Genomic DNA, 14,090 nt, shown 5'->3' with positions numbered 1-14,090 from the left:
TCTTAAGGGTGTAGCGGTAATGAAATTTTAAAATTACTTCCGTTAGGAATATTGTCTACAATTTTGATTTCGCCTTGATGCGCTTTTACAATACCGTGCACCACGCTTAATCCTAATCCTGAACCTTCGCCCAGTGGTTTTGTACTGTAAAAAGGATGAAATACTTTTTTTCTAAATGTTTTAGCAATCCCCGGGCCCTGATCTTTTACTTCCATAAGCATTGTATCTTTAGTATGGCTAACCAATATTTCAATGTAAGAATGAGTAGGGGACACGTATATAGCATTAATAACCAGGTTAAAAATTATCTGGGTAAATTGTACAATATCGATTGGAATGATTAAATTTTCTTCATCAATTTTAAACTGACAACTTATTCCAGCTTTTTTGAGGTTTGGCCCTAAAAGCGAAAGCGCCTGTTCTATAATAGGTTTTATTTGTTGAGCTTGTTTTTGGTGTGGCATTTCACAGGCAAAAAACATTAGTTTCTTTACGATTTCTCGAGAATATATGCTGGCTTTAATGATCTTGTCTAAATCATTTTTAGTCTGGTCGTCTTTATTATTCGCTTGTATAAGCTCAGCAAAACCAAGAATATTACCCAAAGGCGTGTTTAGCTCGTGGGCTATGCCGGCAGTAATTTCACCAAGTATAGCCAGGCGGTCATTATGTTCGGCTTTTCGACGTAGTAATTCTTCTCGCTCTTTTATACGCTCACGCTCAAAAAAGTCGCTAATTTCTATTGAAATTTGATCTAGTAATTGTTGCTCTTCCTCTAAGAATTCGGTGTTATCAAAAAAAACCGAATCATAATACACTCTAATATATCTCAAATTTTCCTGACGATCTGAGAGTCTGCTTTCCTGAAAGATATATTTAGAAGGAATAGCACCTGTTTTTATATCAAAATTGGTATACTTTAGCTGGACAATGGCAGCTTCAGGGTGTCTCCAGGCGTTTTTAGTAATTTCGCAAATCTCTTTTAAAGTGGCTTCTACATCGTCTTGATGTTTACGCAATACACGGGATATACTATAAAGACACGATAATTCTTTTATCCTTTCCTTTAAGCGATCTTCTACTGTAAATTCTTTATTCATTTTTAAAAATCTCTATGGCCTTTACAGCTATAATTAGGCAATAATCAATATGATTTTACATAAAGTCTAAAATCAAATTATAGTTGTTTGATAATCAGTTTAATAATTGTCTTTTTTTTGATTGTTTATTGGGGTGTTTTTACTCAGTGGTTCAATTATACTCAAATTTATTGTTTTTTTCTGAAATAAATTTTGGTTTATGGGCTTGTAAATCAGATTGATATAAATATTAGATAGTTCTGTTAAAATATCGGTATAGGCTTTGTCTTTATGAATTTGGGTGTAACATATTTAAAATAAGCATTGAATATCAATTTTTTTGAACAGGTATATTCCTATAGAGAACTCTGTATTAAAAAGGATTTAAGAGAAATCGCCATGTGGGGAAGTCTTCTTGAAGATATAAATGAAGAATTAGGAAATCTTTTAAAGCTTGAAAAACAGATGATAAAAGATTTAAAACTGGCCGGTACTTTACAGGCAATGCGTAGAGATGTGATTTTATGTACGGCTGGTTTTTGCAAGTTTGAACAGGAACTACAGAAGGAATTTGAATATGGGAAAAAGGAGTACGGAGATCTTCATATTCAACTAATGGAAAAGCATCGTGTGCGTTATCTCAAGATTGTTGAAAATCTGGCGATGTTAAAGAGAAAAGTACACCGAAGATTATTAGAAAAGAGAATAAAATAAGAATTAAAATTTTACATTTTGAGACGATTCAAATTTCTTATTATCCTCACATTTGTTGCCTTTTTAAGTATTCTTTTATTATGCTGGCTAGTTCCTGCGCCGATATTTCAGAATAACTAAATTAAAGTATCAGCACTTGACTGTTAAGATGAAGGATGCTTTTGGTGGTTCACATTTTTAATGGCACATTAATTTTAAACCAATGATAGAGCCAATAGGTGTGGTGATAAAAAAACAATCTCGAAAATGTTACTGTTTTTTTTGAAAAGGAATAGTCCTAAAATCAAGGTACCGGCTGCACCAAAGCCCGTCCAAACTGCATAACTTGTAATAATGAAAAGTACCTTTGTAACTTTTAAAAGCAAGCTCATGCTTATAAAAAGACATAGTAAAAAGCACCAAACCAAAGTTTTTATATCATCCCTTTAGTGTTATTTGCTTTTATAAAAAATCCTGTATAGCATCTTTACTATAATAGATATATAAATTGATAACCAGCATGCGCAATTTAACTTTCTTCCAAAAAAATATTGGAATAAAAAAAGGGGACCTTTAGTCCCCAATATTAATAAGCCTCTTAACTTTTAGTGCACAGGTTTTTTGCAAACAACCTCAGAGAAAGTTCATGAGACATGGAATTGAAAAAAATAATTTCAAGACAAGCCTTGGAGCATTTAATATCGATTATCGAGTTAAAACTTATATACTTCTGGATTCAAATTTAGTTGAACCAATAATCTAATATTTAAGTATATTTTTTTCTGAATTTATCGTAGTTCAGCTTTTAATTCGTTTTCGAATCTATACTGAAGTTTGCTCATAATTTTATCAATTTGCTTATCAGTCATAGTTTTGTTTTCATCCTGAAATGTAAAACTCACCGCATAACTCTTTTTACCTTCGGGAAGATTTTCGCCTTGATACACATCAAATAGATTTACTTCTTTTAGTAATTTCTTTTCTGTTTGTGTAGCGATGGTTTCAATTTCAGCATAAGAAATAGCATCGTCTAATAATAAAGCGAAATCACGTCTCACTGCCGGATATTTTGGAATATCTACAAACTTATTAGACTGTGTTTTAGTAATCTCGATAACTGCATCCCAATTAAAATCTGCAAATAAAACTTCTTGATCAATATCAAAATGTTTTAGTATCGATTTTTTAATCACTCCAAATTCTACCAATTTCGATTTTCCTGAACTCAAAATAATTCCTTCAGCAAAAACATCAGATTTTATAGCACTAGATTTTAAGCTTTTAATTCCCAATCTTTGGAAAACTGCTTCAATAACTCCCTTCATATAAAAGAAAGTTCCTTTTTGAGCAGCAGAGCTCCAGCTTTCTTTAGCTTTATCGCCACTTACAAAAATCGATAGATGTTTATTTTCAACACGACCACCAGTATAATTGTGATACGTTTTTCCGAATTCGAAAAGTTTTAGATCTCTTCTTTTTCGGTTTAAATTGTGTCTTATACTTTCTAAACCACTAAACAGCATTGATTGTCTCATTACTGAAAGATCGCCACTAAGCGGATTCAGCATTTCAACATTATATTCGCTTTTTAGTTGTTCACTCAGCTCTATGTGAGACGGACTTGTAAGTGAATTGGCCATGGTTTCGTAAAAACCTTGTCCTACTAATTGGTTTGCAATAATATTCTGAAGTTTATAATCTTCAAATTTCGATGAAATAGAAACCGAAGCATTAAACTTTTCATTGAATTTTATGTTGTTATATCCATACACTCGAAGGATCTCTTCGATAACATCAGATTCTCGTTGAACATCTACGCGATAGGAAGGAATTGTGAGTCCCATGCCTGTCTCGGTAACATTATTCACTCGAATTTCTAAAGAAGCTAAGATCGATTTTATAGTTTCTTCTTCAAGATTTTCGCCAATAAGCTTGTTTACTTTATCGAATGTTAGGAAAACCTGAAAATCTTCTATTTTTTTGAAATAAAGATCGTCAACATCGCTGGTTATTTCGCCGCCTGCTAATTCAGTAATCAAAAGAGCCGCACGTTTTAATGCATATTCTGTAATGCTAGGATCGATGCCACGTTCAAATCTAAAAGAGGCATCGGTATTTAAACCATGTCTTTTTGCTGTTTTGCGAACGCTTACGGGATTAAAATATGCACTTTCTAAGAATATTTGGGAGGTATTTTCTGAAACTCCACTGTTTAATCCTCCAAAAACTCCTGCAATACAAAGTGGTTTTTCCTTATCACAGATCATAAGATCTTCTTCATGAAGTTCTCTTTCCACTTCATCTAAGGTGGTAAATTTTGTGCCGGCTTCAAGTGTTTTTACATGAATTTCGTTACCTGCAATTTTAGAAGCATCGAAAGCATGTAAGGGTTGTCCCAACTCATGCAATACATAATTGGTAATGTCTACAACATTATTTTTTGGAGCGATGCCAATTGCTTTTAAACGGTTTTGTAACCATTTAGGCGATTCCTGAATTTTAACATCGCTTATGGTGATTCCGCAATATCGTGGCGCTAAAGAAGAATCATCAACAAAAATAGGGATTCTTAAACTTCTATTGTCAACATGAAAGTTGCTTACAGAAGGAGTGATAAGTTCTAAACTTTTATTCTCTTGTTGATAACCTGCTTTTAAATCTCTTGCTACGCCCCAATGGCTCATAGCATCGGCGCGGTTTGGCGTAAGACCAATTTCAAAAACCTGATCATTTTCTATTTCAAAAACTTCAGCAACAGGTGTCCCGGGAATTAGATCTTCTTCCATTACCATAATACCATCATGGCTAGATCCAAGACCAATTTCGCTTTCAGAACAAATCATTCCAAAACTTAATTCACCTCTAATTTTCCCTTTTTTGATTTTCCATTCTTCACCTTTTTCATCATAAAGAATGGTGCCAATTGTTGCTACCGGAACTTTTTGTCCTGCCGCAATGTTTGGAGCTCCACAAACAATTTGTACTTCTTCGCCATCACCAAGATTTACTTTGGTGATATTAAGTTTAGCGGCATTTGGGTGTTTCTCGCAGCTTAGTACATGCCCAACTACGATACCTTCTAAGCCACCTTTTACACTTTGAAAACTCTTAATTCCTTCAACCTCTAAACCAAGATCAGTTAATAGTTCGCCAGTTTTTTCGGCATCTTCAGGAAGCTTTATAAATTGTTTTAACCAGTTGTATGAAATTTTCATCTATGTAATTTTACAATCTACAAAGATAGTATTACCATTGATTTTGGCATAATCTAAGGTTTGTAAAATTATAGCCTATTTTGAAAGAATTTTATAGACTTTTTTAAGCTGAAATTCGGCATGCAAAAATATCGATACTACTGAAATTTCCGCTAAGAAATATAATTCCAGATATTTTGGTGTTTTGCGAGCTGCCCGTAGGTAAAACGTAGTACTTTATTTTTCTCTAAAGCTAATTTTGGATCTTCCTTCAACACTTTTAAAGCAACATGACGAGCTGTTTTAAGCAGGTCATTATCCTTAACAATATCGGCGATTTTTAAATTTAGGACACCACTTTGTTGCGTTCCCATGATATCACCAGGACCGCGAAGTTTCAAATCAACTTCAGCAATTTGGAAACCGTCGTTGGTTGCCGTCATGGTTTCTAGCCTTGTTTTACTATCGTTTGATAATTTATGTCCCGTCATTAAAATACAATAACTCTGTTCGGCTCCACGGCCCACGCGGCCTCTTAGCTGATGCAATTGAGAAAGTCCAAATCGCTCAGCGCTTTCAATAATCATAACACTGGCGTTAGGAACGTTCACGCCAACTTCAATGACAGTAGTGGCCACCATAATTTCGGTTTTTCCTTCCGCAAAGCGTTGCATTTCATAATCCTTATCGGCAGGCTTCATTTGGCCGTGAACGATCGAGATTTGATAATCGGGAAACTCGCGGGCAATACTCTCATAGCCATCCATCAAATCTTTATAGTCCATTTTTTCGGATTCCTGTATTAGTGGATAAACTACATAAACTTGGCGTCCTTTATCAATTTCTTCTTTTAAAAATCTGAAAACTTTTAAGCGATTACTATCAAAACGATGCACCGTTCTTATCGGTTTTCGTCCCGGTGGTAATTCGTCGATCACTGAAATATCCAAATCACCATACAAACTCATGGCCAGGGTGCGGGGAATTGGCGTTGCCGTCATCACTAAAACGTGCGGCGGAATTTTATTTTTTCGCCATAGTTTTGCTCGTTGTGCTACACCAAAGCGGTGTTGCTCGTCGATGATAGCTAAACCAAGATTATTAAATTTTACCTTATCCTCTAAAAGCGCATGTGTGCCAATTAGAATATCGATTTCTCCCGTTTCTAATTTTTCATGCAATTCTCGGCGATGTGCCTTTTTAGAAGAACCGGTAAGTAAAAAGATCGAAAGATCCATTTGTGCACAAAGTTCTACCAAACCATGGTAATGTTGAATCGCTAAAATCTCTGTAGGTGCCATTAAACAGGCCTGAAAACCGTTATCGATAGCAATAAGCATGCTCATTAAAGCGACAATGGTTTTTCCTGAACCAACATCACCCTGCAAAAGACGATTCATCTGCGCACCTGTTCCTAGATCTGATCTAATTTCTTTAATCACTCTTTTTTGAGCGCCGGTAAGATCGAAAGGCAAATGATTTTTATAAAATCCGCTGAAATTTTCTCCAATTTCGCCAAAAACAAAACCTTTTATTTTCTGTTTGCGAAGTTGATTTTTAAGTAATAATTGCAGCTGAATGTAAAAAAGTTCTTCAAATTTTAAACGAAACTGTGCTTTAGCAAGCAACTCGGCATTCTTTGGAAAATGAATATTAAAAAGCGCTTCGGCTTTGGAAATTAAGCGAAATTCTTCTTTAATTTCTTCGCTTAAAGTATCATAAAAACGGGCTTTAGTTTCAGCAAAAAGCTGTTGTAACATTTTATTAACCGCGCGATTGGTAATCCCTTTTTTCTGCAATAATTCTGTAGAAGGATAAATAGGTTGCATCGCGGGGCGCAATTGCTTTTTGTAGTCGGTCAGCGTATCCATCTCTGGGTGAGGCATACTAAAAATGCCACTAAACCAGTTAGTTCTGCCAAAAACAACGTATGGCGTATTCAATTTTAAATTCTCCCTAATCCACTTATGGCCTCTAAACCAAACCAGTTCCATACGGCCGGTGTCATCAACAAAGTCAGCAACCAAACGTTTTCCCCTTTTCTGCTCAACCATTTTAATATGGGTGATTTTTCCTACTACCTGTACTTCAGCCGAATTTCGTTGTAATTCAGAGATTTTATAAAATCGTGTTTTATCGAGGTAGCGATTGGGGAAGAAATTTACTAAATCCTGGTACGTATGAATGCCTAATTCTTTCCGTAGGACATCAGCCCGGTTTGGGCCAACACCTTTTAAATAATCAATCGGAGTTTGTAGAATATTAAGGTTCATAAAAAACGAAGATATTAAAAAGCCTAATTTTAGAATTATTTCGGGCATATTTTATGCTATTTCTTTTTAAAAATTATGGAAGGAAACCGAAAGATTAAGTTTAAAAGCGACCTCTGGCGCTAAATTTTGTAATTTGCCGTTACCAAACTATGTTTATCAATAATGAAGAAGATTTTCTTTTCCCTTATAATTCTAAACGCTTTTTTTCTTAAAGCACAATCGATCTCTAGCGATAATCAAATTGAATTTGTAGATTTTAAAACAGTTAATGCAGAAATTAGTATTTATCCCGAAGCTACCCGTGTGGAAGGGAATGTAAATTATGAATTTGAAGTTTTAAAGCAGGTAGATTCGATATTTATTGATGCTGAAAACATGAGTTTTCGCGAAGTATTAGTAAATGGAGAGGAAGCCGATTTTCGTTTAGCTGAAGACAAAATCTGGATTAAAACGCGACTTGATCGGTCTAAAGAAAATAAACTTCAGCTTAAATATTCAGTTTCGCCAAAACAAACCATGTATTTTATTAATTGGGATCAGCCAGATTCTCAAGAAATAAGTAAACAAGTCTGGACGCAGGGGCAGGGACGCTATACGTCACATTGGTTACCCAGTTTTGATGATATGCGCGAGAAAACCGTTTTTAATTTGAAGATCAATTTCAATAAAAATTATAAAGTAATAGCGAACGGAAAACTGGAAAATGAAGAAATGCTAAACGATTCTGTAAAGCAATGGAGTTTTAGTATGAAAGAGCCTATGAGTAGCTATCTGGTTGCAGTTGCAGCCGGGAATTATGAAAGTACTAAACTTCAAAGTGCCGGTGGTATTCCAATTTCGTTATTCTACGAGACAAAAGATGAAAATTTAGCAGAACCAACGTATCGATATTCTAAGAAAATATTCGATTTTTTAGTAAATGAAATTGGGGTAGAATTTCCTTGGCAAAATTATAAACAGATTCCGGTTGAAGATTTCCTCTATGCAGGAATGGAAAATACCGGTGCAACTATTTTTTCTGAATCTATGCTTACCGATAGCATAGGATTTAAAGATCAGAATTATGTAAATGTAAATGCTCACGAGCTGGCACACCAATGGTTTGGGGATTTAGTGACCGAGACTGAGGGTAAACACCACTGGTTGCATGAAGGATTTGCAACTTACTATGCATTGCTTACTGAAAAACAATTATTTGGTGAGGATTACTATTACTGGAAATTATATGAAACCGCCGAGCAGCTTAAAAAAAATAGCGATCGCGGTGAAGGTGAAGCGCTACTAAATCCAAAAGCAAGCTCTCTTACTTTTTATCAAAAAGGAGCCTGGGCATTACATATTTTAAGAGAAAAATTAGGAGACGAAGCTTTTAAAACCGGTGTAAGAAATTATTTAAAATTATATAGTTTTAAGAATGTAACCACCGATAATTTTCTTGCAGAAATGGAAAATGTTAGCGGGCAGGATTTAACCCAATTTAAAGAAGATTGGTTAGAGCAATCGGCTTTTAAGGCGAACGCCGTGCTTAATTCTTTAAAACAGTCTGCATTTATTAGAAGGTATTTAGATATTGCTGCTGTGAGAGAGCAAAGCGTTGGAATAAAATACAATATTTTAAATGGTGCTTTAGATTTTCCTGTAAACGATTATATTGGGCAGGAAGCAGTAATGCAATTACAGGGAAATACTTCACAAGAAACAATCGATCTTTATAAAAAGGCTTTTGAAACCGGTAATATTTTTGTGCGACAAACCATAGCTTCAAGCATGAAAGAAATTCCAAAAGCATTAAAATCTGAATATGAAGATTTACTGAATGATGATTCTTACCTCACTAAAGAGTATGCTTTAATGACGTTATGGACTAATTTTCCGGAAGAACGATCTAAATACTTAAGCAAAACGAAAAACATAGAAGGATTTTACAATAAGAATGTACGTATGTTGTGGCTCACTTTAAATCTGGTGACACCAGAATTTGATGCTGAAAATAGCCAAAAAAATTATGCTGAACTTTCCGGCTACACCCAAACAAAATATCCATTCGAAATTCGACAAAATGCCTTTAGTTATTTATTCCAGATTGATGCTTTTTCAGATCAAAACTTAAAAGATCTTATGCAAGGTACGCAACATCATACCTATAGGTTTAGAGATTATTGTAGACAATTGCTAAAGGAAATACTAACGCACCAAAAGTACCGTAAAAAACTACAAGACTTGTCTAATTCTTTTTCAGAAAAAGAGCAGCAATATTTACAATCTCAATTATAAATAATGAAGGCATTAGTGATTTCAGGTGGTGGTAGTAAAGGTGCTTTTGCGGGTGGTGTTGCGCAGCATTTAATAGAAAAAATGGGCAAAGATTACGATATGTATCTGGGCACTTCTACCGGTAGTTTGTTGATATCACACCTGGCATTGAAAAAAGTTGAAAAGATTAAACAGGTTTACACCTCGGTTAACGAGTCGAGTATTTTTAATCTTCGTCCTTTCTTAATTAAGCATAAAAATGGGTATGATCAAATTAGTATCAATCACTTCAATGTGCTACGGAATTTAGCCAGAGGCCGAAAAACATTTGGAGAAAGCAAAAACCTGAAAAAACTTATTTTAAATACCTTTTCTGAAGAAGAATTTCAGCAATTAAAACATTCAGAAAAAGATATTCTGGTAACCGTTTCTAATTTATCACTTAATGAAGTGGAATATAAATCGATAAAAGATTTCGAGTATCAAGATTTTATAGAATGGATTTGGATTTCCTGTAACTATACACCGTTTATGAGTTTAGTTCAGAAAAATGGATGTGAATATGCCGATGGTGGTTTTGGATCGATGGTGCCTATCGAAGAGGCGGTAAAACGTGGTGCTACAGAAATTGATGCCATTATCTTGAAAACTGAAGTTAGCCATTTTAACCGGATGCCTTCAAAAAATGTTTTCGGTTTAATTACAAACCTATTTAATTTTGTAACCGATAGGGTTGAAAATCAAAATATTAAAATTGGTAAATTTGCTGCCGCTAACAAAGATGTAATTATTAATTTTTACTATACACCAACTGTATTGACTACGAATTCCCTTATTTTTGAACAGGAAAAAATGAAGCGTTGGTGGGAAAGTGGTTTCAACTATGCTAAAATGAAGAGTGAAGAAATAAACCAAATCGAACCCTAATGCGAGCATTGGTCATCTCGGGCGGCGGTAGTAAAGGAGCATTTGCAGGCGGCGTAGCCCAATATTTAATGGAAGCCGAAAAGAAAAAATATGATCTTTTTTTGGGAACTTCTACCGGTAGTCTATTGATTCCGCATCTGGCGGCAGGAAATATTCAAAAAGTTTACGACCTCTACACGAATGTAAATCAGCGTAAAATTTTCAGTTTAAATCCGTTTATCGTTAAGAAGAAAGAAGGTCGGGAATATGTGACGATCAACTACTTTAATATGTTTTGGCAATTTTTAAAGAAAAAGCGAACTTTTGGAGAAAGTAAGAATCTCTTAAAGCATATCCGCAGGAATTTTTCTGAAGAGAATTTCAAAAATTTAAAGAATCAGGTAGGAGATGTAATTGTCACAGTATCCAATTTGTCTAAAAACCGAGTAGAATATAAGTCTATTCACGATTTCTCTTACGATGATTTTTGCGACTGGATCTGGATTTCCTGTAATTATATTCCGTTTATGAGCTTGGCCAAAAAAAATGGTTACGAATATGCCGATGGTGGTTTAGGCTGTGTGGTTCCTATTCGGGAAGCGATAAAACGAGGTGCTACTGAAGTTGATGCTATTATCTTAGAAGCAGAGAATATGGAGTATAATAAGGTTTTGGGCAAGAATCCATTCAGTTTAATGATGAATTTATATAGCTTTGTGCTAGATCAGGTAGAGTATCACGATGTGATCGAAGGAAAACTTGCTGCGCTGAATAAAAACGTGAAGTTGAATATTTTCTATACTCCGACAAAACTTACCGAAAACTCGCTTGTTTTCAACAAAAAACTAATGACCGAATGGTGGAAGCAAGGCTATGATTACGCCCAAAAAAAAGTAGCAGAAGATAAAAAGATTAAACCTGAGGTTTAAAAGAAAATTAGATTTTAGAAAAGAGAATTGAGACTGCTGCGCTTTTAGAAAATAGATGATTTGGTGATGTGCTGATTAGGAAATTTGATAATTTGGAAATGAATCGATTTAAAGATTAGATTTCTCGACTCGCACCTCTCTCGAAATGTCACGGAGTCTGAGGCTAACTGAAGAATAAAGTAACTAAAACAAGCTCGCAATTAAACTTTTCAAGTAATCCCAGTAAGAGAAAATAGTATAAAAAACTATAAAACTTAATCCTAGGACTAAAATATTTGTTTTTTCTTTTGGTTTCTGAGTTGCTTCACCTTTTTTCATAATTCTATTTAATTTTAGAAAATATAACTTTAAAAAGTTCTTTTTGCCTGAGAAAAATCTGGTTTAAAGTGTCTTTGTTTTATTGTGAATTCTCTCTTTAACTGAAAATAAAAGATCGATCCAAAAACTGGGAAGAATAAAACTATCAATAACCACACAAATTTAAGAAAAGTTTTCTTGAATCTGGATTTAGATAAATCCCATATCGCCCAAAACCATAGGAATAGACTCAAAATTAAAACTAGACCAATTAGTATATTCATAGCTGCCATTCGATAATTTCAATATATTTCTAAAAGATGTATTTTCATCTAAACACGTCCAGATAAAATCTTTAAGCGATAATCCAAAAACATTTAAGAACTAAAAATTCAGATTATAAATTTTCGGAATTAATTTAAACTGAAGGCTGAAGCTTAGCTAAGCTAAACAAACTCCTTTACTTCATTTTTAACGAAAGTAAGCGCAGCAACGGTAGGAGCATCTTCATCCATTAAAACTGTTAGTACTTTTTCTTGAAGCATTGCGGCATTTTCAACGTTATTATCTGCAGCGGTTTGTCTTATCAGTGAAATTGTAGCATTTTTAGCTGTTTTTATGTAATTCCAACATTCGTTAGAAACATAGATCTGCTGCGCTAAATTGTGCTCAAATTCCTGGTCGATCGCACTAATCAAAGTATTTGAGTACTGAATTTTATCTGAAGTATTTGGCTTTATCCTTACTAATAGATTTCCGGGAGAAATCCTTTCAAGAAATAAGACCATTCGTTCGTAGGCCTGAAGTTTAAGAGGAAGTCCTGTTTTTTGATTTTCTTGATGCAATAAAAATCTACGTCTACGATTCTCGTTTTCAGAAAAGGTCTTAAAAAAATAAAAAGCTACCGCGGCCACGATGATAGCCGGTAAAATGTTATAAAGTAATTGCAATAAATCTAAATCGTTCATGCTGGTTTGTTCTAAAAAAACGAAAGGTACTTTTTCTAAGTTAAACGTCAAAGTTAACGAAAAAGTACCTTTGATTGAATCCATAAATTCCTCATTAAAACTATTTAAAGCGAGAAGCTGAATCAAATTCAGCATGACAAGATTTTCCACCTATTTTATTGCGGAGGATCAAGATAGTCCAGAGCCAATTGTGTCATTGCTTTAACCCCCAGTAATAATCCGCTTTCATCAATAAAAAAGTCGGGTGTGTGATGCGGTGCTGGTTCTTCGCTATCCAAAGGTTGTCCACCTAAAAAGAAGTATAAGCCCGGAACTTCTTCCTGAAAATAAGAGAAATCTTCACCTCCGGTCGTCGCTTTAACCAGTTCTACATGATCTTCGCCGGCCACTTTTTGTAAGCTTGGCAGCATTTGATTAGTTAATGTAACATCATTATAAGTCACCGCAGTGTTATTTTGGATTTCGATAGTGGCTTCACCACCGTAGGCTTCCGCAAGTTTTGGCACCATTTCTTTCATTCGGCTTAAAATCTTTTCTCGCATTTTCGGTTCTAAAGTTCTAACAGTTCCAATCATTTCAGCACTTTCTGGAATAATATTAAAACGTACGCCACTGGTTATTTTTCCAACGGTAATTACCGCTGCAGCATCGATCAATTTAGCATCACGGCTAATAATCGTTTGTAAACCATCGATGATTTTAGCTGAAATAAGAATAGGATCTGTGCCACTCCAAGGTTGTGAACCATGTGTTTGTTTTCCTTTTACTTTGATTACAAAACGTTCTACCGCGGCCATTGTACCTTCCGGTTTGTAACGAATGGTGCCAACAGGAGTTTCAGAATTAATATGTAAACCAAAGATCGCATCAACATCTGGACTTTTTAGGACTCCTTCTTTGATCATTAGTTTTGCACCGCCTTCTTCACCTGGTGGTGGGCCTTCTTCAGCTGGTTGAAAAATAAATTTTATCGTTCCATGAATTTTATCTTTGTGCTGTGATAAAACTTCAGCAGCACCCATTAATATTGCAGTATGCGTATCGTGACCGCAGGCATGCATTACTCCGGTTTGCGCACCAAGAAATTCGGTGGTTACTTTAGATTTAAAAGGCAAATCATTTCTTTCGGTTACCGGCAACGCATCGATATCGGCTCGCAGAGCTACAACTTTTCCTGGATGGTCTCCTTTTAATAAAGCTACAACTCCGGTTTTTGCGATTTCAGTCTCAACTTCAAAACCTAAATTTTTTAAATGCTTGGCGATTTTTTCAGCAGTTTCAAATTCGCGATTCGAGAGTTCTGGGTGCTCATGGAAATCTCTTCGCCATTCGATCACTTTTTCTTCTACGGCAGCGATGTCCTTTTCAAGATCGGCATCCATTTTTTGCCCGTAGCTAAAAGCAGAAAGTAAAGAGAGGGATAGATAGTAAATTTTCTTCATTGAAATTCGTTAAAAGGGATTGTTATTTTTATTCGAAAAACACTTCCTTTAAAAAT

At 34.9% G+C, this 14,090-nt stretch carries 11 protein-coding genes; 4 read left to right on the top strand and 7 right to left on the bottom strand.

The genetic code is table 11. From position 1 onward, the window contains the following. Window positions 1-2: 2 nt before the first annotated feature. The gene (locus PBT91_RS12800) at window positions 3-1,100 is read right to left on the bottom strand and encodes a sensor histidine kinase (protein ID WP_270058859.1); all 1,098 of its coding nucleotides are present in this window, start codon (window positions 1,098-1,100) and stop codon (window positions 3-5) included. Window positions 1,101-1,403: 303 nt separating this feature from the next. Here PBT91_RS12800 and PBT91_RS12795 point away from each other — a divergent pair, with 303 nt between their 5' ends. Further along, complete coding sequence (locus PBT91_RS12795; RefSeq protein WP_270058858.1) at window positions 1,404-1,793, top strand: hypothetical protein; 390 nt, start codon at window positions 1,404-1,406, stop codon at window positions 1,791-1,793. Window positions 1,794-1,987: 194 nt separating this feature from the next. Here the strand turns inward: PBT91_RS12795 and PBT91_RS17660 are convergent, their stop codons facing one another. The 3 genes from PBT91_RS17660 to recG all read right to left on the bottom strand — a co-directional run bounded on the left by PBT91_RS17660 (window position 1,988) and on the right by recG (window position 7,239). Beyond that, on the bottom strand, window positions 1,988-2,164 hold the full coding sequence (locus PBT91_RS17660) for an SMR family transporter (protein ID WP_443089625.1): 177 nt from the start codon (window positions 2,162-2,164) through the stop codon (window positions 1,988-1,990). A gap of 396 nt (window positions 2,165-2,560) precedes the next feature. Beyond that, window positions 2,561-4,987: a phenylalanine--tRNA ligase subunit beta gene (gene pheT / locus PBT91_RS12790; protein ID WP_270058857.1), complete on the bottom strand. Its 2,427-nt coding sequence runs from the start codon at window positions 4,985-4,987 to the stop codon at window positions 2,561-2,563. A gap of 152 nt (window positions 4,988-5,139) precedes the next feature. Next, window positions 5,140-7,239 carry an ATP-dependent DNA helicase RecG gene (recG, locus tag PBT91_RS12785; RefSeq protein ID WP_270061461.1) on the bottom strand — a complete coding sequence of 700 codons (2,100 nt, stop codon included), beginning with the start codon at window positions 7,237-7,239 and terminating at the stop codon, window positions 5,140-5,142. Between the two features lie 162 nt (window positions 7,240-7,401). Here recG and PBT91_RS12780 point away from each other — a divergent pair, with 162 nt between their 5' ends. From PBT91_RS12780 to PBT91_RS12770, 3 genes are read left to right on the top strand one after another with little or no spacing between them, the layout of a single operon-like run. Next, on the top strand, window positions 7,402-9,513 hold the full coding sequence (locus tag PBT91_RS12780) for a M1 family metallopeptidase (RefSeq protein ID WP_270058856.1): 2,112 nt from the start codon (window positions 7,402-7,404) through the stop codon (window positions 9,511-9,513). A gap of 3 nt (window positions 9,514-9,516) precedes the next feature. After that, window positions 9,517-10,419, top strand: coding sequence for a patatin-like phospholipase family protein (locus tag PBT91_RS12775; protein WP_270058855.1), 903 nt, complete (start codon window positions 9,517-9,519; stop codon window positions 10,417-10,419). Next, complete coding sequence (locus PBT91_RS12770; RefSeq protein ID WP_270058854.1) at window positions 10,419-11,327, top strand: patatin-like phospholipase family protein; 909 nt, start codon at window positions 10,419-10,421, stop codon at window positions 11,325-11,327. Before PBT91_RS12775 ends, PBT91_RS12770 begins: the two co-directional genes overlap by 1 nt. Before the next feature lie 347 nt (window positions 11,328-11,674). Here the strand turns inward: PBT91_RS12770 and PBT91_RS12765 are convergent, their stop codons facing one another. The 3 genes from PBT91_RS12765 to PBT91_RS12755 all read right to left on the bottom strand — a co-directional run bounded on the left by PBT91_RS12765 (window position 11,675) and on the right by PBT91_RS12755 (window position 14,034). Next, a complete protein-coding gene (locus PBT91_RS12765) occupies window positions 11,675-11,908 on the bottom strand; it encodes a PLDc N-terminal domain-containing protein (protein ID WP_270058853.1) in 234 nt (77 codons plus the stop codon). 162 nt (window positions 11,909-12,070) lie between these two features. After that, window positions 12,071-12,676, bottom strand: a complete 606-nt coding sequence (locus tag PBT91_RS12760; protein ID WP_333474191.1) for a DUF7935 family protein — start codon at window positions 12,674-12,676, stop codon at window positions 12,071-12,073. A 71-nt stretch (window positions 12,677-12,747) separates the two neighbouring features. Continuing rightward, complete coding sequence (locus PBT91_RS12755; protein WP_270058852.1) at window positions 12,748-14,034, bottom strand: amidohydrolase; 1,287 nt, start codon at window positions 14,032-14,034, stop codon at window positions 12,748-12,750. Between the last annotated feature and the right edge of the window lie 56 nt (window positions 14,035-14,090).

The sequence above is a fragment of the Zunongwangia sp. HGR-M22 genome (assembly GCF_027594425.1).
In the GTDB taxonomy this organism is placed as follows: domain Bacteria; phylum Bacteroidota; class Bacteroidia; order Flavobacteriales; family Flavobacteriaceae; genus Zunongwangia.
The sequence above is the reverse complement of the archived record's forward strand: the minus strand, read 5'-3'. Positions and strand labels throughout refer to the sequence as shown.

Coding starts and splice junctions, on each gene's coding strand:
- PBT91_RS12800 (WP_270058859.1), bottom strand. CDS start 1,100: ATGAATAAAGAATTTACAGTAGAAGATCGCTTAAAGGAAAGGATAAAA.
- PBT91_RS17660 (WP_443089625.1), bottom strand. CDS start 2,164: ATGAGCTTGCTTTTAAAAGTTACAAAGGTACTTTTCATTATTACAAGT.
- pheT (WP_270058857.1), bottom strand. CDS start 4,987: ATGAAAATTTCATACAACTGGTTAAAACAATTTATAAAGCTTCCTGAA.
- recG (WP_270061461.1), bottom strand. CDS start 7,239: ATGAACCTTAATATTCTACAAACTCCGATTGATTATTTAAAAGGTGTT.
- PBT91_RS12780 (WP_270058856.1), top strand. CDS start 7,402: ATGAAGAAGATTTTCTTTTCCCTTATAATTCTAAACGCTTTTTTTCTT.
- PBT91_RS12775 (WP_270058855.1), top strand. CDS start 9,517: ATGAAGGCATTAGTGATTTCAGGTGGTGGTAGTAAAGGTGCTTTTGCG.
- PBT91_RS12770 (WP_270058854.1), top strand. CDS start 10,419: ATGCGAGCATTGGTCATCTCGGGCGGCGGTAGTAAAGGAGCATTTGCA.
- PBT91_RS12765 (WP_270058853.1), bottom strand. CDS start 11,908: ATGAATATACTAATTGGTCTAGTTTTAATTTTGAGTCTATTCCTATGG.
- PBT91_RS12760 (WP_333474191.1), bottom strand. CDS start 12,676: ATGGATTCAATCAAAGGTACTTTTTCGTTAACTTTGACGTTTAACTTA.
- PBT91_RS12755 (WP_270058852.1), bottom strand. CDS start 14,034: ATGAAGAAAATTTACTATCTATCCCTCTCTTTACTTTCTGCTTTTAGC.